23 protein-coding genes and 2 pseudogenes are annotated in these 26,772 nt (G+C 66.1%); 12 read left to right on the top strand and 13 right to left on the bottom strand.

Going from position 1 to position 26,772, the window contains the following annotated elements; genetic code table 11:
• The first annotated feature begins 26 nt into the window (after positions 1-26).
• On the top strand, positions 27-704 hold the full coding sequence (locus tag ACTJJK_RS00440) for a hypothetical protein (protein ID WP_031370972.1): 678 nt from the start codon (positions 27-29) through the stop codon (positions 702-704).
• Positions 705-967: 263 nt separating this feature from the next.
• Here the strand turns inward: ACTJJK_RS00440 and aroB are convergent, their stop codons facing one another.
• On the bottom strand, positions 968-2,074 hold the full coding sequence (gene aroB / locus ACTJJK_RS00435) for a 3-dehydroquinate synthase (protein ID WP_440729171.1): 1,107 nt from the start codon (positions 2,072-2,074) through the stop codon (positions 968-970).
• Complete coding sequence (locus tag ACTJJK_RS00430) at positions 2,071-2,643, bottom strand: shikimate kinase (protein ID WP_440729170.1); 573 nt, start codon at positions 2,641-2,643, stop codon at positions 2,071-2,073. The genes aroB and ACTJJK_RS00430 overlap by 4 nt, the downstream gene beginning before the upstream one ends.
• A 151-nt stretch (positions 2,644-2,794) precedes the next feature.
• Between ACTJJK_RS00430 and ACTJJK_RS00425 the strand changes: the two genes are divergently transcribed.
• Positions 2,795-2,998 (top strand): dodecin family protein, encoded by a 204-nt coding sequence (locus ACTJJK_RS00425; RefSeq protein WP_031370969.1) that lies wholly within the window; start codon positions 2,795-2,797, stop codon positions 2,996-2,998.
• A gap of 66 nt (positions 2,999-3,064) precedes the next feature.
• On the opposite strand, the gene ACTJJK_RS00420 is transcribed toward ACTJJK_RS00425, so the two are convergent.
• The gene (locus tag ACTJJK_RS00420; protein ID WP_440729169.1) at positions 3,065-3,958 is read right to left on the bottom strand and encodes a kinase; all 894 of its coding nucleotides are present in this window, start codon (positions 3,956-3,958) and stop codon (positions 3,065-3,067) included.
• A 17-nt stretch (positions 3,959-3,975) separates the two neighbouring features.
• On the opposite strand from ACTJJK_RS00420, the gene pdxH reads away from it, so the two are divergent.
• Positions 3,976-4,581: a pyridoxamine 5'-phosphate oxidase gene (gene pdxH, locus ACTJJK_RS00415; protein ID WP_440729168.1), complete on the top strand. Its 606-nt coding sequence runs from the start codon at positions 3,976-3,978 to the stop codon at positions 4,579-4,581.
• 43 nt (positions 4,582-4,624) lie between these two features.
• Here the strand turns inward: pdxH and ACTJJK_RS00410 are convergent, their stop codons facing one another.
• Positions 4,625-5,050, bottom strand: a complete 426-nt coding sequence (locus ACTJJK_RS00410; RefSeq protein WP_031370966.1) for a GNAT family N-acetyltransferase — start codon at positions 5,048-5,050, stop codon at positions 4,625-4,627.
• 64 nt (positions 5,051-5,114) lie between these two features.
• Positions 5,115-5,909 carry an ABC transporter substrate-binding protein gene (locus ACTJJK_RS00405; protein ID WP_031370965.1) on the bottom strand — a complete coding sequence of 265 codons (795 nt, stop codon included), beginning with the start codon at positions 5,907-5,909 and terminating at the stop codon, positions 5,115-5,117.
• A gap of 267 nt (positions 5,910-6,176) precedes the next feature.
• On the opposite strand from ACTJJK_RS00405, the gene ACTJJK_RS00400 reads away from it, so the two are divergent.
• On the top strand, positions 6,177-7,121 hold the full coding sequence (locus tag ACTJJK_RS00400) for a lipase family alpha/beta hydrolase (RefSeq protein ID WP_031370964.1): 945 nt from the start codon (positions 6,177-6,179) through the stop codon (positions 7,119-7,121).
• 21 nt (positions 7,122-7,142) lie between these two features.
• Complete coding sequence (locus ACTJJK_RS00395) at positions 7,143-8,129, top strand: lipase secretion chaperone (RefSeq protein WP_440729240.1); 987 nt, start codon at positions 7,143-7,145, stop codon at positions 8,127-8,129.
• 138 nt (positions 8,130-8,267) lie between these two features.
• Here the strand turns inward: ACTJJK_RS00395 and ACTJJK_RS00390 are convergent, their stop codons facing one another.
• The 3 genes from ACTJJK_RS00390 to ACTJJK_RS00380 form a co-directional block, all read right to left on the bottom strand.
• Positions 8,268-8,741, bottom strand: coding sequence for a DUF4426 domain-containing protein (locus ACTJJK_RS00390; protein WP_440729167.1), 474 nt, complete (start codon positions 8,739-8,741; stop codon positions 8,268-8,270).
• Positions 8,738-9,574, bottom strand: coding sequence for a pyrroline-5-carboxylate reductase (gene proC, locus ACTJJK_RS00385; RefSeq protein WP_440729166.1), 837 nt, complete (start codon positions 9,572-9,574; stop codon positions 8,738-8,740). Before proC ends, ACTJJK_RS00390 begins: the two co-directional genes overlap by 4 nt.
• Positions 9,575-9,716: 142 nt before the next feature.
• Positions 9,717-10,415: a YggS family pyridoxal phosphate-dependent enzyme gene (locus ACTJJK_RS00380; RefSeq protein WP_440729165.1), complete on the bottom strand. Its 699-nt coding sequence runs from the start codon at positions 10,413-10,415 to the stop codon at positions 9,717-9,719.
• Positions 10,416-10,575: 160 nt separating this feature from the next.
• On the opposite strand from ACTJJK_RS00380, the gene ACTJJK_RS00375 reads away from it, so the two are divergent.
• From ACTJJK_RS00375 to ACTJJK_RS00365, 3 genes are all read left to right on the top strand, one after another.
• Positions 10,576-11,613 carry a type IV pilus twitching motility protein PilT gene (locus ACTJJK_RS00375; RefSeq protein WP_031370959.1) on the top strand — a complete coding sequence of 346 codons (1,038 nt, stop codon included), beginning with the start codon at positions 10,576-10,578 and terminating at the stop codon, positions 11,611-11,613.
• Between the two features lie 103 nt (positions 11,614-11,716).
• Positions 11,717-12,895, top strand: a complete 1,179-nt coding sequence (locus ACTJJK_RS00370; protein ID WP_051884544.1) for a PilT/PilU family type 4a pilus ATPase — start codon at positions 11,717-11,719, stop codon at positions 12,893-12,895.
• A gap of 263 nt (positions 12,896-13,158) precedes the next feature.
• Positions 13,159-17,991 carry an RHS repeat-associated core domain-containing protein gene (locus tag ACTJJK_RS00365; protein WP_440729164.1) on the top strand — a complete coding sequence of 1,611 codons (4,833 nt, stop codon included), beginning with the start codon at positions 13,159-13,161 and terminating at the stop codon, positions 17,989-17,991.
• A gap of 237 nt (positions 17,992-18,228) precedes the next feature.
• On the opposite strand, the gene ACTJJK_RS00360 is transcribed toward ACTJJK_RS00365, so the two are convergent.
• Together ACTJJK_RS00360 and ACTJJK_RS00355 are read right to left on the bottom strand one after the other, a co-directional pair.
• Positions 18,229-20,025, bottom strand: a complete 1,797-nt coding sequence (locus ACTJJK_RS00360) for a DUF4153 domain-containing protein (protein WP_440729163.1) — start codon at positions 20,023-20,025, stop codon at positions 18,229-18,231.
• Between the two features lie 228 nt (positions 20,026-20,253).
• Positions 20,254-20,817 (bottom strand): annotated as a pseudogene (locus tag ACTJJK_RS00355) (DNA-3-methyladenine glycosylase I); the annotation flags it as partial.
• 203 nt (positions 20,818-21,020) lie between these two features.
• Between ACTJJK_RS00355 and ACTJJK_RS00350 the strand changes: the two are divergent.
• The 4 genes and pseudogenes from ACTJJK_RS00350 to ACTJJK_RS00335 all read left to right on the top strand — a co-directional run.
• Positions 21,021-21,587: a YqgE/AlgH family protein gene (locus ACTJJK_RS00350; RefSeq protein ID WP_031370954.1), complete on the top strand. Its 567-nt coding sequence runs from the start codon at positions 21,021-21,023 to the stop codon at positions 21,585-21,587.
• Between the two features lie 5 nt (positions 21,588-21,592).
• Positions 21,593-22,078 (top strand): Holliday junction resolvase RuvX, encoded by a 486-nt coding sequence (ruvX, locus tag ACTJJK_RS00345; protein ID WP_223619889.1) that lies wholly within the window; start codon positions 21,593-21,595, stop codon positions 22,076-22,078.
• Positions 22,075-23,010, top strand: coding sequence for an aspartate carbamoyltransferase catalytic subunit (locus ACTJJK_RS00340; RefSeq protein ID WP_223619890.1), 936 nt, complete (start codon positions 22,075-22,077; stop codon positions 23,008-23,010). Before ruvX ends, ACTJJK_RS00340 begins: the two co-directional genes overlap by 4 nt.
• A gap of 50 nt (positions 23,011-23,060) precedes the next feature.
• Positions 23,061-23,270 (top strand): annotated as a pseudogene (locus tag ACTJJK_RS00335) (alkylphosphonate utilization protein); the annotation flags it as partial.
• A gap of 271 nt (positions 23,271-23,541) precedes the next feature.
• Here ACTJJK_RS00335 and ACTJJK_RS00330 read toward each other — a convergent pair.
• The 3 genes from ACTJJK_RS00330 to mgtE all read right to left on the bottom strand — a co-directional run bounded on the left by ACTJJK_RS00330 (position 23,542) and on the right by mgtE (position 26,713).
• The gene (locus tag ACTJJK_RS00330; protein WP_051884538.1) at positions 23,542-24,267 is read right to left on the bottom strand and encodes a prolyl oligopeptidase family serine peptidase; all 726 of its coding nucleotides are present in this window, start codon (positions 24,265-24,267) and stop codon (positions 23,542-23,544) included.
• Positions 24,268-24,465: 198 nt separating this feature from the next.
• Positions 24,466-25,158, bottom strand: coding sequence for a hypothetical protein (locus ACTJJK_RS00325; protein ID WP_031370949.1), 693 nt, complete (start codon positions 25,156-25,158; stop codon positions 24,466-24,468).
• Between the two features lie 193 nt (positions 25,159-25,351).
• Positions 25,352-26,713 (bottom strand): magnesium transporter, encoded by a 1,362-nt coding sequence (gene mgtE, locus ACTJJK_RS00320; protein WP_031370948.1) that lies wholly within the window; start codon positions 26,711-26,713, stop codon positions 25,352-25,354.
• Between the last annotated feature and the right edge of the window lie 59 nt (positions 26,714-26,772).

Raw genomic sequence — 26,772 nt, 5'->3', positions numbered from 1 at the left:
GTCCCGACCGCCAGGAGCCCGCCCCGATGCCCGTATTGACCGCCGCACAACTGCAAGGACTCGCCAGCAACAACCTCGGTGCCGGCACCGAGCTCGATCCAGATTGGCCCGATCCTTATCCCGATGCGCCGTGCTGGGGCTATGCATTGTTCGGCGGCCCGGGCGGGCATGCCGCCAACACGCCGCCGACGATCTTCGACCAGGCGTGGTCGTTCGATGCCGAGGCCGAAGACTTCGTGCTCAATCCGGGGTTCGTCGACTGGGTCCACGACAGCTTCGGCAACGCCGCGGCCGATGCGCAAGCGCAGATTCTCGCGGCGAACGCCGCCACCGCCGGCAACGATGCCGCGCCCGGCAGCGCCGCCGCGAAACAGGCCTGCACGCGTGCGCTCGCGCGCCTGTGCATGATCCTCAGCGGCCTGACCTTATCGGGCAACGGCGGAGCCGCGCCGACACAGTATTCCATCGTCATGGCCTCGGACGGTTGGCGGACTTGGGAGCATTGGGCCTTGGGCTTGGCGAACAACGTCGGCGCACCGGATAACCCGGCGGTCCAATACACTCAACGCGATGCCGGCGTGAACCCGGTCAATACGCGTTGCGGGATCGTCTGGGGGAATCATCCGATCCTCACCACGCTCTACGTCGCCGAGCTGCTGCCCGGGCATATCGAGTATCTGCAACACGCCGTCGGTTGGCCCTGAGCCAAGCGCTGGATGCGGGGCGTTGGACGCAGATGGGGGGAACTTTCCCGCTGTCGTTCCCGCGAGGGCATTGGAAGATCGCCCGCGAAACTTAGCTGCCGTCGTTCCCGCGAAGGCGGGCTCCGCTTCGCTTCGGCGGAGCCGAATACCCAGGGTTTCGCCGAAGCAAGACGCTGAAAGTCCGCTTTTGCCGGACGACGGTTTGTTCTCAAGGCTGAAGAAAGCGGGTGCGGCCGCTATCGAGCCGCACCCGCGTGGTGCGATCAACCGGCGGCGAGCACCGACAGCACCGCGTCGTCGGGCACGCCCGCGACGATCCGCGCCGCGCCGGCCTTGTCCCACAGGATGAAACGCAGGCCGGCGGCGTCGGCCTTCTTGTCCAGGCGCATGCGTTCCAGCAAGGCTTGCGGCGCCAGGCCGTCGGGAATCGAGGTCGGCAGGTCCAGCCGCTCCAGCAAATGCTTCAGGCGATCGACGTCGGCCGGACTCGCGCGTCCGAGCGCCGCCGACAAACGCGCCGCCAACACCATGCCGACCGCGACCGCTTCGCCGTGGTTGAGGCCATCGCCGCGGGTGCCGGCATAGCCTTGTTCGGTTTCGATCGCGTGGCCGAAGGTGTGGCCGAAATTGAGCATGGCGCGGTCGCCGTGTTCGTACAGATCGCGTGCGACCACGTCGGCCTTGTAGCGGCAACTGCGCGCGACCGCTTCGGCCAGGGCCTCGTCGTCGCGGGCCAGCAAGGCCTCTGCGTGCGCCTCCAGCCAATCGAGAAAACTGGCGTCGAAGATCGCGCCGTACTTCACCACTTCGGCCAGGCCGGCGCGCAGTTCGCGATCGGGCAGGCTGCGCAAGGCGGTGGTGTCGGCGATCACCGCGCGCGGCGGATGGAAGGCGCCGACCAGGTTCTTGCCGCTGGGCAGGTCGACCGCGGTCTTGCCGCCGACCGAGGAGTCGACCATCGCCAACAAGGTGGTCGGCACCTGTACGCAGTCGATGCCGCGCATCCAGCAGGCCGCGGCGAAGCCGGCCAGGTCGCCGACCACGCCGCCGCCGAGCGCGATCACGCTGGCGTCGCGGGTGGCGCCGAGCGCGGCGAGTGCGGCCAGGCATTCGCCGAACCGCGCCAGGGTCTTTTCGTGTTCGCCGGGTGGGATCACGAAATGCGCCACGCTCAGGCCCGGCCTGGCCGCATGCAGGGCGGCCTCGACGCGGGCGAGGTAGAGCGGGGCGACGTTTTCGTCGCTGACGATCAGCGCGTGGCGTCCGCGCACGGTGCGCGCCAGGCGTGCGCCGTCGTCGAGCAGGCCGGCGCCGATCTCGATGCTGTAGGTGGTCCCGCCCGATACTTCGACCCTGCGTATCGCGCTCATGCGTTGACTCCGGAATAAGGATGGGGCGGCGACGAGGCGTGCGGGCGTCGCCAGAGCCGATCGAGTTGCTCGGCGAGCTGGGTCGCGGCCTCGGCCGAGGTCAGCGCGCCGGTGTCGAAGCGCAGGTCGGCGACTTGCGCATACAGCGGCGCGCGTTGCTCGGCCAGCGTGCGCAGCACCTGCTCGCGGTCGCTGCCGGCGAGCAGGGGGCGGCTGCGGTCCTGGGCCAGGCGTTCGAGCTGTTGCTCGACGGTGACCAGCAACTGCACCACGAAACCGCGTTCGCGCAGCAAGCGCCGATTGTCGGCGGCGAGCACGGCGCCGCCGCCGGTGGCGAGCAGCAGGCCGTCGCCTGCGAGCAGCTCGGCCAGCACCGCGCTTTCGCGGGCGCGGAAACCGGCTTCGCCTTCGTGTTCGAAGATCGCCGCCACGCTGCTGCCGGTGCGTTGCTCGATCTCGCGGTCGGCGTCGGCCAGGCGCAGGCCGAAATGCTCGGCGAGGCGTTTGCCGATGCAGGTCTTGCCGGCGCCCATGGGGCCGACCAGGATCAGGTTGCTGGCGGGGTTCATGCCCCGATTGTAGGGCACGCAGTAGGGCGCCCGTGCGACGGTGCTTGCGTCGTCTTAACAGGCACCGGCCTAGGCTCGGATCTCCGTCGCCGCGCAGGCGGCGGGCGGTCCTCCGGGACGTCCCATTCGCAGCACCCATCAGGAGAAAGACATGGCGGTCGCCAAAGTCATCGAACTCAATACCTCGTCCACCATCGGCATCGAGGACGCGGTCAAGACCGGCCTGGCCAAATGTGCCGAGTCGGTCAAGAACATCCAGGGCGCCTGGGTCAACGACGTCAAGGTGGTCACCGACGGTTCCGGCAACATCACCGAATGGCGAGTCAACCTGAAAGTGACGTTCGTCGTGAAGTAAGCGCGACCGCTGCGACCGATCGGGAGTGACGAAGCCGGCATTGCCGTCGCTTCGTCACTCGCCGCGTCACTGCGGGTTCGCGGCTGAGAGAACCCGTCGCGAGGCATCCAGGCGCAGGCTCGCGTCGGCGATCTGCGGCAGCCGCGCCAGCGCCTGGCGGCTGACCCGTTCGAACAGGCTTACGAAGCGCTCCACCTGCGCCCGCGTCATCGCCTGGCGGCGAGGGCGCCGCGCCTGCATCGCGGATTCCTGTTGCCAGCGCCAATCGGCGACGACCCCGAAACCCGGCGGCTGCAGGAACAGCAAGCGATCCAGCCGCGACCACAGCGCCGGATAGTCGCGGCCCAAGGCGGCGTTGCAGTGGCCGCGCCAGTGGCCGTCGCCGTCCTCATCGCGTTCGAGCGCATTGATCGGTGCGACCAGTTCGGCCGCAGTCTGCATAGGCGTCTTCAGGAACCAGCCTTCGAACAGGGTCAGGTCGACGGCTTCGGCCTGTGCCCAACGCGACGGCACGACCCGCGTATCGCGCAACTTGTCGAAGCGCGGCCAGCGCACTGCGGCGCCGGCGCGCAAGCGGTCGAGCACATCGCAGGCCAGATCGACGTCGTGGGTGCCCGGCGGCCCGCGCGTGGCCAGCAGTGGATGGACCTCGCGGCCCAGGCGCAGGCGTTCGCGCCGGCCGAGATAGAAGTCGTCGATCGACAACACCGCCACGCGCAACCCCCGCGAGCGCGCGAGCGCAGCCACCTGCGCCGCCAGCGTCGATTTGCCGCTGCCCTGCAGGCCGCAGATGGCGTAGATGCGGGCGTTCGCGGCAAGCGCGTCGTCGAGCACGTGGGCGACCCAGGCCGCTTCAAAGCAGGCCGGTCCAAAGCCAGCCGGTTCAAAGCCGGCCGCTGCGGCCCGCTCGTGGCCCGGCGCTTTGCCGGATAGGGCTGACGGATGCAGGCGCGTCGACATCGGCTCACAATAGCGCAATGACCACGACCCCCGACCTGCTCAACGAAGCCCTCGCCACCTTCGACACGCTGTTCGAAGAAGCCTTCATCGCCGGCGAGCCCGACCCGACCGCGATGACCGTCGCCACCGCCTCGCTCGATGCGCGGCCGTCGGCGCGCACCGTGCTGCTGAAGGCCCACGACGCGCGCGGTTTCGTCTTCTACACCCACCTCGACGGGCGCAAGGGTCGCGAATTGCAGGCCAACCCGCATGCGGCGCTGTTGTTCCATTGGCCGCGCGTGCGCCACGGCGTGCAGGTGCGCATCGAGGGCGCGGTGGAAGTGGTCGGCGATGCCGAGGCCGATGCTTATTTCGCCACCCGCGCGCGCGGCAGCCAGCTCGGCGCCTGGGCCTCGAAGCAGTCCGAAACTCTGGCCGACCGCGAGACGTTCGAGCAACGTCTGGCCCAGACCGAACAGCAGTTCGAGGGCCGCGACGTGCCGCGCCCGCCGCGTTGGACCGGCTTGCGCGTGCGCGCCGAGAAGATCGAGTTCTGGTACGGCGCCGACTTCCGCCTGCACGAGCGCTGGTCCTACGAATGCGACCGCGCTGGCGACTGGAACAAGCGGATGCTGTATCCGTGACGCTCGCCGCTGCGATGCGCGCGGCGGGCTCGCGCCACGCGCATCAGTGCTCGCGCTTGTACCAGAAGGTGTCCTGCATCCGCGCCATGCCGGCGCGTTCGTAGAAACCGACCGCGTCCGGCACCGAAGCCAGGATCACGCTGACGCTGGGTCCGACTTGACGGCGGACTTCGTCGAGCAGGCCTTTGCCGATGCCGAGCCCCTGCGCCGAAGCCGACACCGCCAGTTCCGACAGATAACAGCACCAGGAAAAATCGGTGACGCAGCGGGCCACGCCGACCAAGGTCGCATCGGCCCGGTCCAGGCGCGCGGTGACGATCAGGTTCGCGGCCGACAGCATCGCCTGCAGACGCGGCTCGTCGGCGACCGGACGGATGCTGCCGAGGCCGGAACGTTCGAGCACCTGCCGGAACTCGGCGACCTCGATCGTCGGTTCGCGGGCATAGACGATGCGGATGGGTTCGGCCATGGCCGGCACCTTCGCACCGCCCGCGGCGCGGTGCAAACGCGCGTTCGGCGCGCGCTCAGCGGTGTCAGCGCTGTTTGGCCGACCAAGCCTGGATGATGCCGCTCAGGGCGTCCAAGCCCGCGGTCAGCGCGGCCGGGCCGGGCTGCAGGATGATCGGCGACTTGATCTCGTGCAGTTCGCCGTCGCGCACCGCCGGGATCGCGTCCCAGCCCTCGCGCGCCGCCACCTGTTCGGGGCGGAATTTCTTGCCGCACCAACTGCCGAGGATCAGGTCCGGCGCGCGCCGCACCACTTCGAGCGGGTCGGCCAGGATACGGTCGCGCGCCAGCGACATCGCCGCGCGTTCGGGAAAGACGTCGTCGCCGCCGGCGATGCCGACCAACTCGGAGACCCAGCGGATGCCGGTGATCGGCGGCGTGTCCCATTCCTCGAAGTACACCCGCGGCCGGCGCGGCATCGCCGCGGCGCGCGCCTGCGCCTCGGCGATGCGACGCTCGTATTCGTTGGCCAGGGCATCGGCGCGGTCGCCGGCGCCGACCAGGGCGCCGAGGCGGCGGATGTAGTCGAGGATGCCGGCGACGCTGCGGTGATTGCTGATCCAGACTTCGATGCCGTGCTTGATCAGCTCGCTGGCGATCTCGGCCTGGATGTCGGAGAAGCCGACCACGAAGTCGGGCTGCAGCTTGAGGATCTCGCCGATCTTGGCGCTGGTGAAGGCGCTGACCTTGGGTTTTTCCTTGCGCGCGATCGCCGGCCGCACGGTGAACCCGCTGATACCGACGATCCGGTGTTGTTCGCCGAGCAGGTACAGGGTTTCGGTGGGCTCTTCGGTGAGGCAGACGATGCGTTGCGGGCCCATGGGGTTCCGATGCTGACGACGAAGCGGGGATTGTCGGCCAAGCCGGCGATCCGCGGCGAGGGGCCCATGGCCGGCGGAAGGGCGACTCGGCGCAGATTTGGGTGCAGCGCAGCAATCGCAGGCCCTTCCAGGCGGGGTAAACGGCGGAATCGCACGGCGGGATCACAGTTCGTCGCCGTATGGTGCAGCGCGGCGTGTGTTGACCATACCGCTTCGTACAGTCGGGCCGTCGGTGCCTGCCGACGTCCACCCACGATCGGAGGGATCATGTCGCGACTTCATTACCGGCGCCTGTTGCGCGCACCGCTGCTGCTGGCCTGTCTGCTGTTGGCCGGCGTGTTCCCGGCATCGGCCGACGATTACACCCGGACCCGCTACCCGGTGGTGCTGGTGCACGGCTTGTTCGGTTTCGACGCGATCGGCGGCGTCTACGGTTACTGGTTCGGCATACCCGAGGCCCTGCGCGCCGGTGGCGCCCGCGTGCACGTCGCGCAAGTGGCCGCGACCCAATCCAACGAAGTCCGCGGCGAAGCCTTGATCGACCAGCTCGAACACCTGCAGGCCCTGCACGGTTACGGCAAGTTCAATCTGATCGGCCACAGCCAGGGCGGCCCGACCGCGCGCTATGTCGCGGCGGTGCGTCCCGACCTGGTCGCGTCGATGACGTCGGTCGGCTCGCCCCATGCCGGCAGCAAGGTCGCCGATTTCGTCGGCACGACCCTGCCGGAAGGCTCGCCGCTGCGGCCTCTGGTGGCCTCGTTCGCCAACGCCTTCGCCGGCCTGATCGGCCTGTTGTCGGGCAGCGACGACACCCAGGATTCGCTGGCCGCCTTGGCCGCGCTGGAAAGCGCCGGTTCGGCGCGGTTCAACGCGCGCTACCCGCAGGGCGCGCCGACCACCGCCTGCGGTTCCGGCGCCGCAAGCGTCAACGGCATTCGCTATTACTCGCTCGGCGGCACCTCGCGCGGCACCCACCTGCTCGATGCCTCCGACGTGGCCATGGTCGCCGGCGGCCTGCTGTTCGGCGGCGAAGCCAACGACGGCCTGGTCGGGCGCTGCTCCTCGCATTGGGGCCAGGTGATCCGCGACGACTACGCTTGGAACCATCTCGACGAGGTCAACCAGATCGCCGGCCTGCGCGGCCTCTTCAGTTCCAGCCCGACCAGCGTTTATCGAAGTCAGGTCAACCGCCTCAAGAACGCCGGTCTGTAAGCGATGCGGCCGGTGCCGGGCATGCTCGCGGCGGCGTGTGCCTTCGCCGCGATGCTCGCGGGCGGGTGGTGGCTGTCGAGCCGCGACCGCGGGTCGGCGATCACCACCTCGGCGGTGACCGCGGTGCGCGACATCGATCCGCCATCGATCGTTGTGGCCTCTGCGGGCGGCCCGGCGACGGGCACGGCGGCATCGTCGCCGTCCGACTCCCTGCGCGAGACCGACGTCGACGGCGCTGTGCGCGTCGACGCGCAGGGACGGCCGCAGCCGGATCGCGAGTTGCGGCGCTTGTTCGATTACTTCCTCAGCCGCATCGGCGAGCAATCGCCGGAAGCGATCCGCGTCGCCTTGATCGCGCATCTGCAGCCGCGGCTGGCCGCCGATGCCTTGGCGACGGTGCTGGCCTGGTTCGATGCCTATGTCGCCCTGGAACGCGACTCGGTCGCGGCCGGACACGAGGCCCGCGACATGGCGGCCGCGGTGGCGCGGGTGCGTTCGCTGCGCCGCGAGCGCCTCGGCGCCGAACTCGCGCAGGCCTGGTATGGCGAGGAAGAGCGTGCCTACGACGATGCGCTTACTCGGCGCAGGTTGTTAGCCGATCGCAGCCTCGACGAGGCCACGCGCGCAAGGCGTCTGGTCGAACTGGACGCGCGCTTGGACCCGCAACGGCAGGTCGTGCAGGCGCAAAGCCTCGAACTCGACAGCGCCGTGCGGCAAAGCCGCGATTTCGAATTGCGCCAGGTCGATGCCGCCACGCGTTACGCCGAACGCGAAGCCTTGTTCGGGCGCGAGGCCGCGCAGCGCCTGGCCGCTCTGGATGCACGCAAGGCGCAATGGCAGGAGCGCTTGCGTCGCTATGCCGCGCAGCGCCGACGCGTGCTGGCCGATACCGCGCTCAGCGACAGCCAGCGTCGGCAGCGCATGGCTTCGCTACTGCAGGGGTTCGACGCCAACGAACGCCGCCGCGTCGATGTGTTGACGCGCAATGGGTTGTTGCCGGGGCCGTAGAGCTTGCGTCGGCGGTCATGAGCCGCGACCGCCATGGTCAACGACTGCGCTGCGCAACGACCCGTTACATCCAAATGTCCATCGCCCTTGCCCGTCATCCCGGCGAAAGCGGGGTGAATGGATGTGCGACCGACAACCTCAGAAAAAATCCCGATTGAACTGCAAGGTATAACGCTGCCCCTGTTCGCCGACGGCCTTGACGTCGAAGCGCAAGGTGTCCGGCGGCGAGATCGCGACCACGCCGACGTAGTCGAGCAGGTCGCCGTCGCGCATCTCGCGCATGCTCAGAGCCTGCTTGCGGCCGAGCAGATCGACGCTGGTCACCGTGACCTTTGCGGGCACCGACACCGAGGTGGCGTCGTCGCCCTTGCGCAGCGACACCACCACCAGCACCGTGCGTTCGTCGTGGCTGGCGCCGTAGCGTTGCGCGATCGCCGGCGACAACTGCTTGGCCTGGATGGCGCTGGCGCGCACGCTGATGTCGCCGACGCGCACCACTTCCTCGCTGCGCGCGGCATTCGGATTCTGCGCCGGCGCCGGGCCTTCGCCGCCGCAGCCGGCGAGCAGCGCCAGCATCAATCCCGCCGCGGCCTTGCCTGCGAAGCCGTTCATTCGTTCGCCGCCGACAACTGGCGGCCGCGCTCGGTCGCCGCAGCGATCGCGCGGTCGACCAGGGCGCGGAAACCGCCGGCCTCGAAGGTCTCGATCGCGGCCTGGGTGGTGCCGCCCGGCGAGGTCACGCGTGCGCGCAGCACTTCGGCCGGGTCGTCGCTATGGGTCAGCATGGTCGCCGCGCCGAGCAGGGTCTGCCGGACCAGGGCGCGCGCCGCCTCGGCGCTCAGCCCCTGGGCCTGGCCGGCCTGCTGCATCGCCTCGGCGAGCAGGAACACGTAGGCCGGGCCGCTGCCGGACACCGCGGTCACCGCATCCATCTGCGCTTCCTCGTCGATGCGCACGGTCGGCCCGACCGCGTCGAGCAGGCTCGCCGCCTGGTCGAAACGCGGAGCCGCGGCGGCATTGGCGTACAGCCCGGTGATGCCGGCGCCGAGCAGGGCGGGGGTGTTCGGCATCGCCCGCACGACCGCGGCGCCACCGCCGAGCCAACGGTCGAGCTGGCCGGCGGTGATGCCGGCGGCGATCGAGATCGCCAGCGGGCGTTGCGCGACCGCCTGCGCCGACAGGCTCGCGCAGACCTCGCGCATGACCTGCGGCTTGACCGCGAGCAACCATACCGACGCGCCCTCGGCCGCGGCGCTGGCGTCGTCGAAGCATTGCACGCCGAAGTCGTGCTGCAGGGCTTCGCGCAGGGCCGCGACGGGTTCGGCGACGCGGATGTCGCTTGCGGCGACGCCGCGGGCGACCAGGCCGCCGATCAGGCTGCGCGCCATGTTGCCGCCGCCGATGAAGGCGATCGGCCCGGAGGGGAGGGAAGCGGATTCGGACATGTTCGACCACTGCGGAAAACCGGACCGCAGGATAACAACCGGCGTCGGCGGCGTCCGCCGCGTCCGCCGCGCCTGCAGTGTCCGCTGTGTCCGTCTGGGTGCCGAGGCACTCAGGCACCCAGGCACCCAGGAGCCGGGTCGGTCAGGTCTGCGGTTTGGTCCGCGCGCCGAACAGGGCGGTGCCGATCCGGACCATGGTCGAGCCCTCGGCGATCGCCACGGCGTAGTCGTCGCTCATGCCCATCGACAAGGTGTCGACGCTGCGGTGAGTTTGAGTGAGCGAGTCGAACAACTGCCTGCTGCGCCGGAACGCCGGGCGCAGCAGTTCCGGATCGTCGTGCGGCTCCGGGATCACCATCAGCCCGCGCAGGCACAGCCGCGGCTCGGCGGCGATAGCCGTCGCCAGCGCCTCCACTTCCTCGGGACGGCAGCCGTGCTTGCTGGCTTCGTCGTCGATATTCACTTGAATCAATACGTTGAGCGCGGCCTGGTCGGCGCGTCGGTACCGGGCCAGGGCGGTCACCAGCTTCAGGCGGTCGACGGTCTGGACCCAATCGAAGCGCGTGGCGGCCTCGGCGGCCTTGTTCGACTGCAGGTGGCCGATCAGGTGCCACTCCAGCGCCAGCCCGGCCGCGGCGGTCCCGGCCATCGCGGTTTGCTTGGCCAGGGCCTCCTGAACGTAGTTCTCGCCGAACGCGGTTTGCCCTTTCAGCGCCAGATTCGCGACCGCCGTCTCATCCCGGGTCTTACTGACCGCAAGCAATCGAGGTACCGGCCTTCCGGCGTCATGCGCCGTATGCGTCAACTGATGCAAGATGTCGTGCAGGACGTGCTCGTGCACGAGGGGAATCCTGTAGTGAAAGGGCTGGATCGGACATGCCGTGAGGGGGCTATACTGCCTCGCAGGGGTGGTTTGGTTCCAGCTTGAAGTTGCAATCAAGCCCTTGAGGCTGGCTTTTCACGGACCCGGTTGACGGGTCCCTGCAGTGCGGGGAGCACGCATGGATATCGCCGAACTTCTGGCGTTTTCGGTCAAGAACAAAGCATCCGATCTTCATCTGTCGGCAGGTCTGCCGCCGATGATCCGGGTCGACGGCGACGTACGCCGCATCAACATCCCGGCCCTGGACCACAAACAGGTCCATGCGCTCGTCTACGACATCATGTCGGACAAGCAGCGCCGCGACTTCGAAGAATTCCTCGAGGTCGACTTCTCGTTCGAGATTCCCGGCCTGGCGCGTTTCCGCGTCAACGCCTTCAATCAGAACCGCGGCGCCGGTGCGGTGTTCCGTACCATTCCGTCGGAAGTGCTGTCGCTGGAAGACCTCGGCTGCCCGCCGATCTTCCGCCAGCTGATCGAGCAGCCGCAGGGTCTGATCCTGGTGACCGGCCCGACCGGTTCGGGCAAGTCGACCACGCTCGCGGCGATGATCGACCACATCAACAAGAACGAGTACGCGCACATCCTGTCGGTCGAAGACCCGATCGAGTTCGTGCACACCTCGCAGAAGTGCCTGATCAACCAGCGCGAAGTCCACCGCGACACCCACGGCTTCAACGAGGCCCTGCGTTCGGCCTTGCGCGAAGACCCCGACTACATCCTGGTCGGCGAGTTGCGCGACCTGGAAACCATCCGCCTGGCGCTGACCGCGGCCGAGACCGGCCACTTGGTGTTCGGCACCCTGCATACCTCGTCGGCGGCCAAGACCGTCGACCGCATCATCGACGTGTTCCCCGCCGGCGAAAAGCCGATGGTGCGTTCGATGCTGTCGGAGTCCTTGCGCGCGGTGATCTCGCAGGCCCTGCTCAAGAAGGTCGGCGGCGGTCGTACCGCGGCGTGGGAGATCATGGTCGGCATCCCCGCCATCCGTAACCTGATCCGCGAAGACAAGGTCGCGCAGATGTACTCGGCGATCCAGACCGGCCAGAGCCACGGCATGATGACGCTCGACCAGCACCTGCAAGACCTCGTCAAGCGCGGCATGATCCTGCGGCCGCAGGCGCGCGAGTACGCGAAGGACAAGCGTTTGTTCGACTGATGCGCCCGCCGGCGAAGTATCCGCTTCGCCGGCCTCCGCACCGCGCCGATCGCCGCTTGCGCACGACTTCCCCTAGTTCCAGACCTCCCGAGGAGGTAGCCCCATGAACAACCCAGCCAATCCCAATCCGGCCGGCCCGGCCAGCCCCGCCACCGGCGCCATCGATTTCACCTCGTTCCTCAAGCTGATGGCGCACCAGCGCGCCTCGGACTTGTTCATCACCTCGGGCATGCCGCCGTCGATGAAGGTCCACGGCAAGATCAGCCCGATCACCCAGAACCCGCTGACGCCGCAGCAGAGCCGCGATCTGGTGCTCAACGTGATGAGCCCGCAGCAGCGCGAAGAGTTCGAAAAGACCCACGAGTGCAACTTCGCCATCGGCGTGACCGGCGTCGGCCGCTTCCGCGTGAGCTGCTTCTACCAGCGCAACCAGGTCGGCATGGTCCTGCGCCGCATCGAGACCAAGATCCCGACCGTCGAAGAGCTGAATCTGCCGCCGATCATCAAGACGCTGGCGATGACCAAGCGCGGCATCATCATCTTCGTCGGCGCGACCGGTACCGGTAAGTCGACTTCGCTCGCGGCGATGATCGGCTACCGCAACCAGAACTCGACCGGCCACATCATCACCATCGAAGACCCGATCGAATTCGTCCACCGCCACGAAGGCTGCATCATCACCCAGCGCGAAGTCGGCATCGACACCGACAGCTGGGAGAACGCGCTCAAGAACACCCTGCGCCAGGCGCCGGACGTGATCATGATCGGCGAGGTGCGCACCCGCGAAGGCATGGACCACGCCATCGCCTTCGCCGAAACCGGCCACCTGGTGCTGTGCACGCTGCACGCCAACAACGCCAACCAGGCGATGGACCGCATCATCAACTTCTTCCCCGAAGACCGCCGCGACCAGCTGCTGATGGACTTGTCGCTGAACCTCAAGGGCGTGGTCGCCCAGCAGCTGATCCCGACCCCGGACGGCAAGGGCCGCCGTGTCGCCATGGAAATCCTGCTCGGCACCCCACTGGCCCAGGACTACATCCGCGACGGCGAGATCCACAAGCTCAAGGAGCTGATGAAGGAATCCGTGCAGCTCGGCATGAAGACCTTCGACCAGGCCTTGTTCGAGCTCTACCAGGCCGGCGAAATCGGCTACGAAGACGCCCTGCGCTACGCCGACTCGCAGAACGAAGTGCGTCTGCGCATCAAGCTCGCCCAGGGCGGCGACGCGCGCACCTTGTCGCAAGGCATGGACGGCGTCGAAGTGGCCGAAGTGCGCTGAGACATCGGCGACATCGTCAGAAATGAAGAACCCGGCTTCGGCCGGGTTTTTTGTTTGCGGTCTATGTGCTTTTGGCTGCTTGAATTCACAAATCGGCGAATTGCAGCGCGCGCGTCTTGAAACCTGAGATCGCCAAGCGTGATCATCGCCACGGGCAAAAGCCCGACTCGGTCGCTTTCACGTACTCGCCGGCATCGCCATCGATTGCACAGGACCAAGGACGTTCCAGCCGCCCCGCGGCTCTCTTCATCGGATGACCTGTCATGGCGCATAGCGCATTGCTTCGCTTCGTATCCCTCGTCTGCGCGACGTTGGCGATCCTGCTGCTTCCCCGTGTTTCGCTTGCTGCGGACCAGTACTGCGCCACGCGCTATATGCCGGGGCAGGAGACGGCGTGTTTCAACACCCTGGGTGAAGCTGAAAGCTATATCAGGACCGAGCCGAGCGTGCCCATTGGCAATGCTTTGCTTGAGCGCGCGCCCCAGGAGATGCCCGGTGCCGGTTCGCTTCTTTATTCCTACAAAGTGCCGAGACAGGCCATAGCTGCATTCGTAGGCGATTTTTATAAAGCAGGTTCGCCACTGGGAAGCGTACGGTGCGATACCAAGGTGCCTGGTGTGGTAGCGCCGGATGGTTCGACATGGTGCGACGACGAGGCTTCGATGGCCGAGAGAATTCGGCGTTCATCGGCCTATGGCGATTCGTATCCGCCTGGTTTCTATACCGGCAGTTATGATCTTTCTACGCCGCAGCAATGGACGGTGCATCCCTCTGGCGGTTATCTTTACGTATATAGAAATATCGTCGGCGAGGGACGACGCATATTCAATCTTCAGCTCACACCGACGGTGACGCACTATTGGTCTATCGATCGCGTCGATTGGTACCGCTGCCCGCCTCTGTTTGCCGCGCTCGGCGACCACACGACGACCGAACATCCAAAGTGGCCGATCGTTTGCCATAACACAGCGCGCGCGACTATCACCAAGAAGTCCGGGCAATACAATTCTTGCTGCAAGGATGGCAATCCTGCCGTCGCGGCAACCGGCAACAAGGAGTATCGCGAGACCGATTTCGATTGGGAGGGCGGCGATTTTGCGCGCGCGTATAACTCCATTCGGGATTTGTCTTTGCAATCGGGCTTGACCGATAACTGGGCGCACTCATTCTCTACGCGCCTGTTAATGGTTGGCGGGTGGCCGGAAGCCTGGATTACCTCCGATGGTTACTTCGAGTATCTGACTTGGAATTCAACGACATCTTCCTATGGGTCCGCCAATCGCCCGGGCGTTGTTGTCGTCAAGGAATCAGACGAGGTTGCCGCTCTGCGTGGGCGTTGGCGGATTTCCGTGGCGTCGGAGGAATTGAAGTGGTTCGACGATAAGGGGCGATTGGCCAGCTTCGATCGATCCGGCCGGGCTTTTTATCTTGATTACTGCACCAGCGCCGATGTGCAATCGGGCGCGTGCCTGGCTGATGGCGATCTGCTCAGGGTTCGCAGCCCCTCGGGCCGAACTCTCAACTTCGCTTATCTGGCTGCGATGACGCCGCGAGTTGGTGACAACGGTATTCGTCTGGCACGAGTGACCGCCGACGGGGCTGTCCTCGTAGATTACGTATACGACGGCGTCGGACGCCTTACGCATGCCAGCAAAGCGGGTGCAAGCGCCGGTGAAGGGCGCGAGTACCTTTATGCCGAGGTTGCGCACCTATGTCGTGCGGCCAACGGCAGTGTGGTGCCCGGTTGCAATGCGGCGCTCTTTCCCCATCATTTGACCGGTGTTATTGACGAAAACGGTCAGCGTTACGCGACCTACGACTACGATGATCTGGGTCGGGTGACGATCAGCGATCATGCGGGTGGTGCAGGCAAGGTCACCTTGACCTACGACGCAGCCGGCGGAGCTACGGTCACTCTTCCTACCGGCTCGACCAAGGCTTATACATTCTCGACGGAAGCGTTTCGTCAACCGACGAAGATCGCGATGTCCGTAACCGATGGATCGTTGGCGGGGGCGAGTACGGCGTTCTACTCGAATAATCGGCGGCAATGGAGTCAGGATGCGCGCAACGTCCGTACCCAGTTCACCTACGACCATTTCCACGAGATCAGCAGCAAGGCGGGGCTAACGACAGGCGGCGGTACCACGGCGTTCACTCGGACGACGCAAACGGACTGGAGGCCCAACTACGCGCTGCCCACCGAGCGCCGAGTATTGGATAACACCAATGCCCTGGTCGCCAAATCCAAGTGGACCCACAACGATCGCGGCCAAGTCCTGACCTCGACCCAGGTCGATCCGGTCACGAACGCCGAGCGCACCACCACGACGACCTACTGCGAGGCGGCCGATGTCGCCGCAGGCGGAAACTGCCCGGTGCTCGGCGCGGTCAAGGCCGTGGACGGGCCGCGCACGGACGTGGCTGACGTATCCAGTTATTCGTACTACGCCAGCGACGATCCAGCCTGCGCCACATCGCCTGCAACCTGCGCCTACCGCAAGGGCGACCTGTGGAAGGTCACCGATGCGCTCGGCCACGCCACCGAATTCCTGCGTTACGACGTCGCTGGCCGGGCGCTGTCGAGTAAGGATGCGAACGGCGTCGTTACCGACCTCGAATACACGCCGCGCGGTTGGCTGGCGGCACGCAAGGTGCGCGGCGCCAATAATGGCTCGGAAGCCGACGACGCCATCACCCGCATGGAGTACGACCTGATCGGACAGGTCAAGAAAGTCATCCAGCCCGACGGCATGTTCGTGCGTTACGAATACGACGCGGCGCATCGCCTGACCGACATCTACGACAACGCCGGCAACCGCATCCATTACACGCTCGATAGTGCGGGCAACCGGACCAAGGAAGACACGAACGACAGCAACGGGGCGCTGATGCGGACCCTGTCGCGCGTCTACAACCAGTTGGGCCAGCTCAAGACCGCCAAGACCGCGCAGGGCCACGCCACCGGCTTCAGCTACGACGCCAACGGCAACGGCGATATCACCACCGATGCGCTCGGCCGCAAGACCGACAACGACTACGATCCGCTCGATCGCTTGGCCAAGACCCTGCAGGACGTCGGCGGCATCAATGCCAAGATCGAATACAAGTACGACGCACTCGACCGGGTGACCCAGGTCACCGATCCCAAGGGCCTGAGCACCACTTACAGCTACAACGGCCTGGGCGACCAGGTGCAACTGTCGAGTCCGGACACGGGCGTCACGAACTTCAGCTACAACGCAGCCGGCCAGGTGGCGACCAAGCAGGACGCCAACGACGCGAATCCGCACGTCTATACATATGACGCCGTAGGACGCCCGAAGACCGTGTCCTACGGCAGCGGCAACGCCGATGTCGAGTACGACTACGACACCGTCAACTCAGTTTGTGCCGCCGGAGAAACCTTCGCAGTCGGTCGGGTAATTGCAATGCGTACCGAAGGTACGGAACTGAAATACTGCTACGACCGCTTCGGTCGAGTCGTGCGCAAAGTGCAGTCGGTCGACAGCCAGAGCTTCACCTTGCGCTATGCCTACACTTTGGCAGGGCAACTGCAAGCTCTGACCTATCCCGATGGCGCAGTCGCCGATTACGTCCGCGACAACCAGGGGCGGGTCACCGAAATTGGCGTGACGCCGGCCGGCGGCGTGCGCAGCGTGTTGCTCAACAATGCCAGTTACAAGCCGTTCGGCCCCGTCGCTGGGTGGACTTATGGGAATGGCCGCAATCTGCAGCGGACTTACGACCAGGATTACCGACCGAAATCGATCTTCGATGCAGCCAGCGGTGGTTTGTCGCTGTCGTACGGCTACAACGAAGTCGGTGAGTTGACCCAGCTCAAGGATGGCTTGCAAAGCGCTGCCCTGGCTCAGTACGACTACGACGCCCTAGGCCGGCTGAAGGTCACCCGCGATGGCCCCACCGGCACGCCATTGGAGACCTATGGCTATGACGCGACCGGTAACCGCACCAGTCTGCTGCATGCGGGTATCACTACCGACTACAGCTATCCGAGCACTAGCCATCGCCTGAGCAATGTCGGCGGCGTCAGTCGCAGTTTTGATGCGGTCGGCAACACCACCAGCATCGGCGACACGGCCAGGGAGTTCGTCTACAACGCCAATGACCGCATGAGCCAGGTCAAGCAGGCCGGCGTGGTCAAGACCAGCTACCGCTACAACGCCAAAGGTCAGTTGGTCTCGCGTGCCGATAACGCGACCGGCGTGATCACTGGTTATACCTTGTACGATGAAGCCGGCCATTGGCTCGGTGACTACGACGCCAACGGTGCGACCAAGCAACAGGCCATCTGGCTGGGCGATGCCCCAGTCGGTCTGGTGGTCGGCGCCGGCGTCGCGCAGACCCTGCGTTACGTGCAGCCCGACCACCTGGGCACCCCGCGAGTGGTGATCGACCCGAGTCGCAACCTCGCGGTCTGGTCCTGGGACGCAAAGAGCGAAGCCTTCGGCAACAACCCGCCGAACCAGGACCCGGATCAGGACGGCATCGCGTTCGTGTTCGATATGCGGTTTCTGGGGCAGAGCTTTGACGCGGCTACGGGGCTGAACTACAACTACTTCCGGAATTATGATGCGACTACTGGTCGTTATGTGCAGAGTGACCCGATCGGCCAAGCAGGCGGGTTAGGGACATTTGTGTACGCGAACGCAAAGCCCTTGGAATACATGGACCGACTCGGTTTGAGTCCTCACCTTGTGGCTACTGCAATGCTTGAGGGGCTTGTAGCTGGATGTATTTCTGGCTGTGTGGGGGCTGTGGTCGGCGACTTCACTAAGTGTGTTGCAAAAGGAGTTTGGCAAAGACGGGATATAGGGCGCGACTCATTGAATCAATGCAGCTCGGAATGTACGCCCGATCCTTGTTCGGCGCTTAAGGCGTGTGCAACAGGCTGTTTGGTTGGGGGCCTAATCGGTGCAGGTACTGGTGGAACGGGAGTGACTTTGTCTGGCGTCGGGGGCTTTTTGTCTAATTTGTTGTTAGAAACATATCTTGAAGCGTTGCTTCCTGTGGATCTATGTCAACGTTTCGGTATGAAGTCGCCGGGCAAGCCGAATTCCCTACGTATTCCTTGACTGGAACGATAAGAGTGAGTCGACTTCTGCGTTTGATATTGTTGTGCGCTGGAATTTTCGGCTCCATTGTTGCTGGAGGTTGGGGGTTTCCCTATTGGCGCTGGGCGTTTTTCTTATTCTTTGGTTTGTTTGTAATTTCCGAATGGCTATGCAAAAAATCAAGAAAGAAATAAGAGGATTCTTAAGGAGGGGGCTGACGCCGCTCCTACAAGGGAGCGGCGATCAGGCGCAGTTGGGCTACTCAGGTTTCGTAGCCGTAGCCGGCGCAGCCGCCTTCGCCCGCTCCACACGCTCAAGCTCCAGCCGAATCACCTCGCCACCCTCGCCGAACTGATAATCAGCCCAACGGCGGGGCACCGGGCGGACGTCGCCTTTGCGCAGGGCCGGTTGAATCGCTTCGAAGCGGTCGCCGAGATAGCTGCTGCCGATCTTGATCCAGGCTCCGTTCTCGAAGGCGTAGACGAAACAGCTGGCGCCGTATCGGTTGGTGTTGCACAGCAGGTAGTCGTTGCGGCCGTCGCGGTCGAGGTCGGGCGTGAACAGCAGACATTCGGCGTGTTCGCTGAGGCAATCGGGCGTGAACAGCTTTCCGTCGAGCACTATCTGCAGCCAGGCCGGGTCCGGTGTGTCGGCGCCGGGTGCGGGTTTGATGTGTTCGCGCACCGCAGCGAGTGTGTTCGGCGACTTGTCGGAGCGGTTGGCCAGGTAATCCCAGGGGGTGTCGAGTTTGATGACGCGTTCGAGTTCGGCTTTCTCGGCAGCGGTGGCGAACTTGGGATCCTTGCGCAGGGCCAGCAAGGCTTCGTAGCCGCGGCGGCCGCTATCGAAGCGCAGGTGCCTGAGGTCGAAATCTTCCGCGGCGATGCGGTCGTCGTGCAGGCGCGCGAGTTGGTCGCCGACGCTGAGCCGGTGCGGGTCCAGCAGCCAGGAGTTGGCGGCGATCGCGAATGCCAACGCGACCAATGAAACGATGACGTTGACCCGCATCAGCGGGCGCAACCAGCCTTGGCGCGGCCGCAGCGCGGCCCAGGCGTAGCCGAAGGCATAAGCGCTCAGCAGCAAGGAAGCGACCAGGGCCCAGAAACGGTCGCCGGTCCAGCCGTGCTGGGCGATGCGCAGGACCAGCGCGTACAGGCCTAGTGCGGCGTAGATCGGCAAGCTCAGCAGGGCGGCCTCGACGATGCGCCGCAGCCACGCCGGGTAGGGCGGTTCGCCTTCGCCATCCTGGTAGACCGCGTTGACGAACAACACCAGCAGGGCGATCAGGCACATCAGGATCAATGTCGCCGAGCGGGTGCGCCACAGCGCGTCGAGACCGGTGAACGGCAGGCTGACGACGAACAGCACCGCGATCAACGACAACAGCGGCAACAGGCCCTTGAAGATCGCGAACAGGATCTGGCGCGCGACCTGCACCGGCCGCTGCTGGGTGCGCCCGACCAGGATGCCCAGGCCGACCATGGTGCCGGTGGCCAGATAGGCGAAACGCGGGTCCGAGAACAGGTCGCCGAAGAACTTGATGCCGATCAGCTCGAACAACACCGCGCACAGGGCCAGCACGCCCCAGCTGATGCCGACGAAGACGCCGGTCAGGATCAGGGTCAAGGCGTTCTGCCAGCCGTACTCGAACAGGTCCGGGTAGGGCGCGCTCCACCGCCGGCGCGCGATCCGGCATTGCAGGTAGGGCAGGGCGATGAACAAGGCGATCGCCACGCTCGCACCGAACGGCCACAGCACCGCGCCGGCCTTGATCTGCGGCGCACCGGTGACGCTCCAGCCGGCCCACGCGGCCAGCACGGCATAGATTGCGGCCAGACCAAGGCTCTGCTGCCAGAAGCGGCGGTCGCGCAACTCCTGCACCGACAGGATCATCGCGCTCGGCACCGACAGCACCAGGGCGTACCAGCAGATCTGCGCGCTATGGCCATCGAGGACGTGGCCGCTGCGCGCCAGGTACAGCAACAGACCTTGCAGCAGGGCGATGGCGACGATGAAGCCGCGGGTGGAGCGGGGCAGTGCGGAGGCCGTGCTCATGTTCTGTCCTTGATCGATGGCCTGGGTCGTTGTGGCGGTGCCAGCCGGCCTGCGAAGGCGGGTACGGCGCTGCCATCCATGACGTTCGGTTCAGCGGGTCTGGCGTGGTTTGCGCGCCGGCGCTTTGCTTGCGGTCTTCTTCGCGGCCGTTTTTTTCGTGACGGCCTTTTTTGCCGCCGTTTTTTTCGCGGCCGGCTTGGGCGCCGCCTTGGGCCCAGCCGGCGGCGCGCTGGCCTGCGCCTGCGCTTGCTGCCAGTAGGGCCCTTGCTGCTCGATGCGTCGATAGGCCGGGCAATCTTCGCGATGGGCCCCGGGCAGGTAGCCCAGGCTCATCAGGAATTCGTTGGTGATCTCGCCGCCAGTGAAACGAAAGGTCTGCTTGAACAGCTTGATCCACGCGGCCTTGTCGCGCGGCCGGCCGTCCAGCAGCAGATGGGCGTCGAGCCACTGGGCGAAGCCGCCGTGGCTCGCGCGCAGACCCTGAACGACCTGGGCGTTGTGGATCGCGGCGTCGACCTTGAGCCGGTTGCGGATGATGCCGGCGTCGTCGAGCAGGCGCAGGCGCTCGTTCTCGCCGTAGCCGGCGACGGTGTCGACGTCGAAACCGCCGTAGGCGCGGCGGAAGCCGTCGCGCTTGCGCAGGATGGTTTCCCAGCTCAGGCCGGCCTGGTTGATCTCCAGGATCAGGCGCTCGAACAGCTCGGCTTCGTCGCGCCGCGCATAGCCGTACTCGTGATCGTGGTAGTGGCCGTGGACCGGGTGGCCCGGTGCGATGTCGCAATAGCCCGACATGGGAACCTCGTGGGACGTGGGTCCCGATTGTGGTGCCGGGGCTCGGGGGAATCCAGCGGCAGGGGGCCGCGGACCGTATGGTCGGATGCGTGCCGGGATGCGGGCCGGCACATGTCCTGGATTCGGGACGCAGGCCCTCGGGGGTGGCCGCGGACCGTGCGTTTCCGGGTCCGAATTCGCGCCGGGGCGGTTAGAATGGGGCCATGTCCGTGATGCCCACACCCCTCGCCAATCAGGTCCTGATCGCGCTGTCCGCGCTGGCCGATACCAATTTCTCCCGCAGCGTGGCGCTGATCTGCCAGCACGACGACGACGGTGCGATGGGCATCGTGGTGAACCGCCCCTCCGAATACACGCTCGGCGAAGTGTTCGGGCAGATGGGCGTGGACGGCGGCGACGAGTCGCTGCGTTCGCAGGTCGTGCTGGCCGGCGGCCCGGTCCATCCCGAACGCGGCTTCGTGCTGCACGACGGCGGCACCCGCTGGGACTCGACCCTGGTGATCGGCAACGACCTGTTTCTGACCACCTCGCGCGACATCCTCGAAGCGATGGCCAAGGGCGAAGGCCCGGACAACGCCATCGTCGCGTTGGGTTGCGCCGGCTGGGGTTCGGGCCAGCTCGAACACGAGATCACCGAGAACGACTGGCTGACCGCGCCGGCCGACGCCGAGCTGCTGTTCGAGCTGCCGCTCGATGTGCGCTGGCAGGCGGCGGCGGGGCGCATCGGCGTCGATTTCGCCCACCTGGCCGACTACGCCGGTCACGCATGAGTTCGGTGGCGAGCAAGCCCGTCAGCATCCGCCGCGACGGCACCGTACTTGGGTTCGACGTGGGTTCGCGCCGCATCGGTGTCGCCGTCGGCAGCGCCTTCGGCCACGGCGCCCGTGCGTTGGCGGTCATCGACGTGCATGGCACCGGTCCCGACTGGGGCACCATCGATCGTCTGCACAAGGAATGGCGCCCCGACGGTTTCATCGTCGGCGACCCTATGACGCTGGAAGGCAACGATCAGCCGGCGCGCGTGCGCGCGATCGAGTTCGCCCGGCAACTGCGGGTGCGCTACAAACTTCCGGTGGTGCTGGTCGACGAGCGTTCCAGCTCGATCGAGGCCGCGCACCGCTTCGCCGCCGACCGCGCCGAAGGCCGCAAGCGCCGCCGCGATGCCGAGGCTCTGGATGCGGTGGCCGCGGCGGTGATCGTCGAACGCTGGCTGGCTTCACCCGACGACGCAACCGATATCGACGAGCTTCCGCACATATGAACGCCCCTGTTTCCACCGTCGCCGGCTCGCGCCATCTGCTGAGCCTGGCCGATGCCTCGCGCGAGACGCTCGAAGCCCTGTTGATCCGCGCCCAGGCCTTCGCCGAGGGCCATTACGATCGCCGCGCGCTCGACGGCATCGCGGTCTGCACCTTGTTCTTCGAACCCTCCACGCGCACCCGCTTGAGTTTCCAGCTCGCCGCCCAGCAACTGGGCGCGCACGTGTTGAATTTCGACGCCTCGACCTCGTCGACCAGCAAGGGCGAAACCGCGCTCGACACCCTCAAGAACATCGAAGCGATGGGCGTGCGCGGTTTCATCGTCCGCCATCGCGAAGACGGCGCGGTCGCCGCGCTGGCCGGGCAGGCGCGGGAAGGCACCTGCCTGGTCAACGCCGGCGACGGCCGCAGCGCGCACCCGACCCAGGGTCTGCTCGACATGCTCAGCCTGCGCCAGGCCAAGGGCCGCGACTTCTCGGGCCTGCGCGTGGCGATGATCGGCGACGTCAAGCATTCGCGCGTCGCGCGCTCGGACTTGCAGGCCCTGCGTACGCTCGGCACCGGCGAGATCCGCGTCTGCGGCCCGGCCTCGCTGTTGCCCGATGACGGGACCCTCGACGGTTGTACCGTGACCCAGGACTTCGATGCCGCCCTCGACGGCGTCGACGCGGTGATGATGCTGCGCCTGCAACGCGAGCGCATGGAAGAAGGCCTGGTCAGTTCCTTGCAGGACTACCACCGCGACTACGGTTTGAGCGCGGCGCGCCTGAAGCGCGCCGCGGCCGATGCGGTGGTGATGCATCCGGGGCCGATGAATCGCGGCGTCGAGATCACCGACGAGGTCGCCGACGGCCCGCAATCGCTGATCCTGACCCAGGTCGCCAATGGCGTCGCCGTGCGCATGGCGGTGCTCGAGGCCCTGCTCAAGGGTTGATGTTTTTCGCCGCGCCGTCGTGGCGCGGCCGTTTACCGGATATCGACATGATCGTGAAAGACAGCAATGGCACCCCGCTTGCCGACGGCGACTCGGTGCTGCTCATCAAGGACCTGAAAGTGAAGGGCACCTCGGTGACCCTCAAGCGCGGCACCCTGTGCAAGAACATCCGCCTGACCGACGAGGAAGGCGAGATCGAGTGCAACGTCGACAAGGTCAAGGGACTCGTGCTGAAGACCGAGTTCTTGAAGAAGGCTTGATTCGCTGGTTGTGCGGCGGCTGGTTGTTGCGCCGGGCGTAAGGGGAGAGCAAATCCCCCTCGGTCCCCCTTTTCCAAAGGGGGAAGGTCGTCTTGGCGGCTAGTCGCTATGCGGCTGGCACAACCTTGCTTAGTGCATGTCCAGGCAGGCCGCCGTTAGCGGTGCCGCTCACCAGCTCGCTGCATCACTCAACACCCATCGTTAGGCCTCCCCCTTTGCAAAAGGGGGATTGAGGGGGATTTGTTTTCCTCCAGCGAACGATGCGAATCCATCAAGGCCTGCGTTGCGCGAACAACCAAGGCCACAGCGCCGCGGTCGCATAGGCCGGATCCCAGCTGTTGTGCTTCGCTTCCGGGAATTCCGTATAGCGCACCTCGGCACCGGCGCGCTTCAGAGCGGCCACCATCTGGCGCGAATTTTCCACCGACACCACGTCGTCCTTCGCGCCATGGAAGACCCAGAACGGAATGCCGCGCAATTTCTGCGCGGCTTCGTCGTGGCTGGACACGCCGCCGAGCGCTTTGCGGCGGGCGACGAACTGCGCTTCCGGCGGGTCGAAGCCGCCGCAGATCGGCACCACCGCGGCAAAGCGCTCGGGTTGCATCAGGGCCAGCTCGAAGCTGGCATAACCGCCGAGCGACAAACCGGTCAGCAACACCCGCTGCGGGTCGCCGTCGAACTCGGCCTGCACCGCATCGAGAATCGCGAAGGCCGTGTCGCCGAAGCGTTCGAGGTCGGCTTGGTCCGTATGCATCTGCGGGAACACGACGATCGCGGGGAACTCGTCGAGGCGCGAACGGACCACCGGCCCGAGCCCGACCTCGACTTGCTTGCGGTTGTCGTCGCCGCGCTCGCCCGAGCCGTGCAGGAACATGATCAAGGCCGGCCGTTCGCCGCCGGCGCGGCGCGATGGCAGGAACACCTGATAACGGTGGACGATGCCGTCGCGTTCGAGTTGGCGCGAAACGAAATGGCCGTGCGCTCGGGTGTCGGACATGGGGGCGGCGTCGGGTCGGGTGGCGGAGGGCGTGCAAGCGGCAGCGAGAACGAGCGAGCCGACTATCAGCAAGGCGGTTGCAAGACGAAGCGGACGGCCATGCGGCATCGACGTTCTCCGTAGCGGGTTGCCCGCATCATCGATCGCGCCCGGACGCGATTCAAGCGCGGCGCAGCGACGGCTTCGCATTAGGGACTTTCAGCCCGGCGCGGCCAGGCGCTGCCGCAGCAAGGCCGATGCATCGAGGACCGCCGCCACGCTGAGGCGGAACTTGCGCTTCGGCGCGCCTTGCTCGGTCCAGGCGAAGCGCCGCCACAGCGCCAGCGGCACGCCGATCTCGGCGCCGCCGCCGCGCAGGCGGCGCAGCAGGGTCTCGGTGTAGGCATACAGCGCCAAGGCTTCGCGGAATGCCGCATCACGCATCAGGACATCGACATCGCGGTCTTCGAGCAGGCGATCGTGCTTCAGCGCCAGCTCGTCGAGGCTGTGGCGCATCTGACGGTTGGCGCGACGGCGGTCGCCGCTGGAGATCGTGCGTGCTTTCAGCGAGGCGTTGTGGATGTACCAGCTGCACATCTCGCAGAAGCAATGCGCATCCGGCGAGTACAGGCGCTGGCCCGGATCGCGGACCAGGCGCTGGCCGCCGTCGAGATAGGTCGTGAATAACCGGCAGAACGCGGCGAGGTGTTCGCGCGGCGGGCGCGCCGGCGGCGGCAGGTCGGCGTAGTGGCGTTCGATCCAGGCCGCGGCGGCTTGTGCATCGTGGGCATAGGCATGGGCGGCGTCGAAGCCGATGAAGCCGCGCCGGATTCCTTCGGCCATCCACTTCAGCAGCGCGTAGCTGCGTGCCTGCAGGTCCACGGCCTGTTCGATGTCTGCTTCCTGCAACATGCCGGCGATCTTAGTCGGCCGTTGCGGCGCCGCCGAGGCCGCTCGTCCGGGTACGAGCGGTCGCCGCTCGCGCCCGATGGCTCAGTGCGGCGCGATCAATGGATCAGGATCAATGAATCAGGATCAATGAATCAAGATCAATGAATCAAGATCAATGAATCAGGATCAATGAATCAAGATCAATGAATCAAGATCAATGAATCAAGATCAGCGTCGCCAAGCCGAGGAAGCTCAGGAAGCCCATCACGTCGGTGAGGGTGGTCAGCATCACGCCGCCGGCGAGGGCCGGGTCGAAACCGAGCCGCTTGAGCGTGATCGGCACCAACACGCCGCCCGCGGCGGCGGTCAGCAGGTTGATGGTCAGCGCGGCGCCGATCACCAGCGACAGGCCGGGCTGGCGGAACCAGGCCAACACGATCAGGCCCAGGCCGACGCCGAGCACCAGGCCGTTGATCAACGCGACCATCAATTCCTTGCGCAGCAGCACGCCGACGTTGGAGGCGCCGATTTGGCCGAGGGCGAGGCCGCGGATCATCAGCGCGAGCACCTGGGTGCCGGCGTTGCCGCCCATGCCGGCGACGATCGGCATCAGCGCGGCCAGGGCGACCAGCTTGGCGATGCTGTCCTCGAACTGGCCGACCACGCTGGCGGCCAGGAAGGCCGTGCACAGGTTGATCGACAGCCAGATCAGTCGGCGCCGGAACGCGCGCCGGACCGGGCTGAACAAGTCTTCGTCCTCGTCCAGGCCGGCCGCACTCAAGGCCTGGTGCTCGGCTTGTTCGCGGATGATGTCGACGACGTCGTCGATGGTGATGCGGCCGAGCAGGATGTTGTTGTCGTCGACGACCGGGGCGCTGATCCAGTCGTGGTCGGAGAATTGGCGCGCGACTTCGGCGGCGGTTTCGCCCACGTCGATCGCCGGCTGTTCGTCGTCGATCAGCTTGTTGATCGCGGTGCCGGGCTCATGGGTGAGCAGCGCGGCCAGGGCGATGCGGCCAAGGTACTGATGACGCCGGCTGACCACGTAGAGGTGGTCGGTGTGTTCGGGCAGCTCGCCGCGCAGGCGCAGGTAGCGCAGCACCACGTCGATGGTGGTGTCGGCGCGCACCGTCACCACGTCCGGGTTCATCAGGCGGCCGGCGGTGTCTTCCGGATACGACAGGACCTGTTCGAGCCGCTCGCGGTTCTCGCGATCCATCGACTTGAGCACTTCGTCGATGACGGTGTCGGGCAGGTCTTCGACCAGGTCGGCCAAGTCGTCGATGTCGAGGTCTTCGACCGCGGCGACGATCTCGTCGGTGTCCATGTCCGCGAGCAGGCTTTCGCGCACTTCCTCGCCGACGTGGACCAGCACCTCGCCGTCGTCTTCCGGGTCGACCAAGCCCCACACCACCACGCGCTTGCCCGGAGGCAGCGATTCGAGCAGGTTGCCGATCTCGGCCGGGGAGAGTGTGTTGACCAGGCGCCGCACCGGCCCCAGACGACCGCTGTCGAGCGCGTCGGAGAGCAGGCGCAGCTGACGTGCGGTTTTGTCGTGGCGGACGGCTTCGGCCATACGGTACTTCCTGGCGGGTGACGGACGCGGCCACGAAGCCGGCGAGGGTCAGATGTTCA

It is taken from the genome of Lysobacter sp. 22409 (genome assembly GCF_052045105.1).
Taxonomy (GTDB): Bacteria; Pseudomonadota; Gammaproteobacteria; order Xanthomonadales; family Xanthomonadaceae; genus Lysobacter; species Lysobacter antibioticus_B.
The sequence above is the reverse complement of the archived record's forward strand: the minus strand, read 5'-3'. Positions and strand labels throughout refer to the sequence as shown.

Bases quoted from the DNA above. Each gene is read 5' to 3' on its own strand.
- ACTJJK_RS00360 (WP_440729163.1), bottom strand. From the start codon at position 20,025: ATGAGCACGGCCTCCGCACTGCCCCGCTCCACCCGCGGCTTCATCGTC.
- proC (WP_440729166.1), bottom strand. From the start codon at position 9,574: ATGTCCGAATCCGCTTCCCTCCCCTCCGGGCCGATCGCCTTCATCGGC.
- ACTJJK_RS00325 (WP_031370949.1), bottom strand. From the start codon at position 25,158: ATGTTGCAGGAAGCAGACATCGAACAGGCCGTGGACCTGCAGGCACGC.
- ACTJJK_RS00425 (WP_031370969.1), top strand. From the start codon at position 2,795: ATGGCGGTCGCCAAAGTCATCGAACTCAATACCTCGTCCACCATCGGC.
- aroB (WP_440729171.1), bottom strand. From the start codon at position 2,074: ATGAGCGCGATACGCAGGGTCGAAGTATCGGGCGGGACCACCTACAGC.
- ACTJJK_RS00430 (WP_440729170.1), bottom strand. From the start codon at position 2,643: ATGAACCCCGCCAGCAACCTGATCCTGGTCGGCCCCATGGGCGCCGGC.
- ACTJJK_RS00390 (WP_440729167.1), bottom strand. From the start codon at position 8,741: ATGAACGGCTTCGCAGGCAAGGCCGCGGCGGGATTGATGCTGGCGCTG.
- ACTJJK_RS00340 (WP_223619890.1), top strand. From the start codon at position 22,075: ATGAACGCCCCTGTTTCCACCGTCGCCGGCTCGCGCCATCTGCTGAGC.
- ACTJJK_RS00420 (WP_440729169.1), bottom strand. From the start codon at position 3,958: ATGTCGACGCGCCTGCATCCGTCAGCCCTATCCGGCAAAGCGCCGGGC.
- ACTJJK_RS00440 (WP_031370972.1), top strand. From the start codon at position 27: ATGCCCGTATTGACCGCCGCACAACTGCAAGGACTCGCCAGCAACAAC.
- mgtE (WP_031370948.1), bottom strand. From the start codon at position 26,713: ATGGCCGAAGCCGTCCGCCACGACAAAACCGCACGTCAGCTGCGCCTG.
- ACTJJK_RS00375 (WP_031370959.1), top strand. From the start codon at position 10,576: ATGGATATCGCCGAACTTCTGGCGTTTTCGGTCAAGAACAAAGCATCC.
- ACTJJK_RS00400 (WP_031370964.1), top strand. From the start codon at position 6,177: ATGTCGCGACTTCATTACCGGCGCCTGTTGCGCGCACCGCTGCTGCTG.
- ACTJJK_RS00350 (WP_031370954.1), top strand. From the start codon at position 21,021: ATGTCCGTGATGCCCACACCCCTCGCCAATCAGGTCCTGATCGCGCTG.
- ACTJJK_RS00410 (WP_031370966.1), bottom strand. From the start codon at position 5,050: ATGGCCGAACCCATCCGCATCGTCTATGCCCGCGAACCGACGATCGAG.
- ACTJJK_RS00370 (WP_051884544.1), top strand. From the start codon at position 11,717: ATGAACAACCCAGCCAATCCCAATCCGGCCGGCCCGGCCAGCCCCGCC.
- pdxH (WP_440729168.1), top strand. From the start codon at position 3,976: ATGACCACGACCCCCGACCTGCTCAACGAAGCCCTCGCCACCTTCGAC.
- ACTJJK_RS00330 (WP_051884538.1), bottom strand. From the start codon at position 24,267: ATGTCCGACACCCGAGCGCACGGCCATTTCGTTTCGCGCCAACTCGAA.
- ACTJJK_RS00405 (WP_031370965.1), bottom strand. From the start codon at position 5,909: ATGGGCCCGCAACGCATCGTCTGCCTCACCGAAGAGCCCACCGAAACC.
- ACTJJK_RS00395 (WP_440729240.1), top strand. From the start codon at position 7,143: ATGCTCGCGGCGGCGTGTGCCTTCGCCGCGATGCTCGCGGGCGGGTGG.
- ACTJJK_RS00365 (WP_440729164.1), top strand. From the start codon at position 13,159: ATGGCGCATAGCGCATTGCTTCGCTTCGTATCCCTCGTCTGCGCGACG.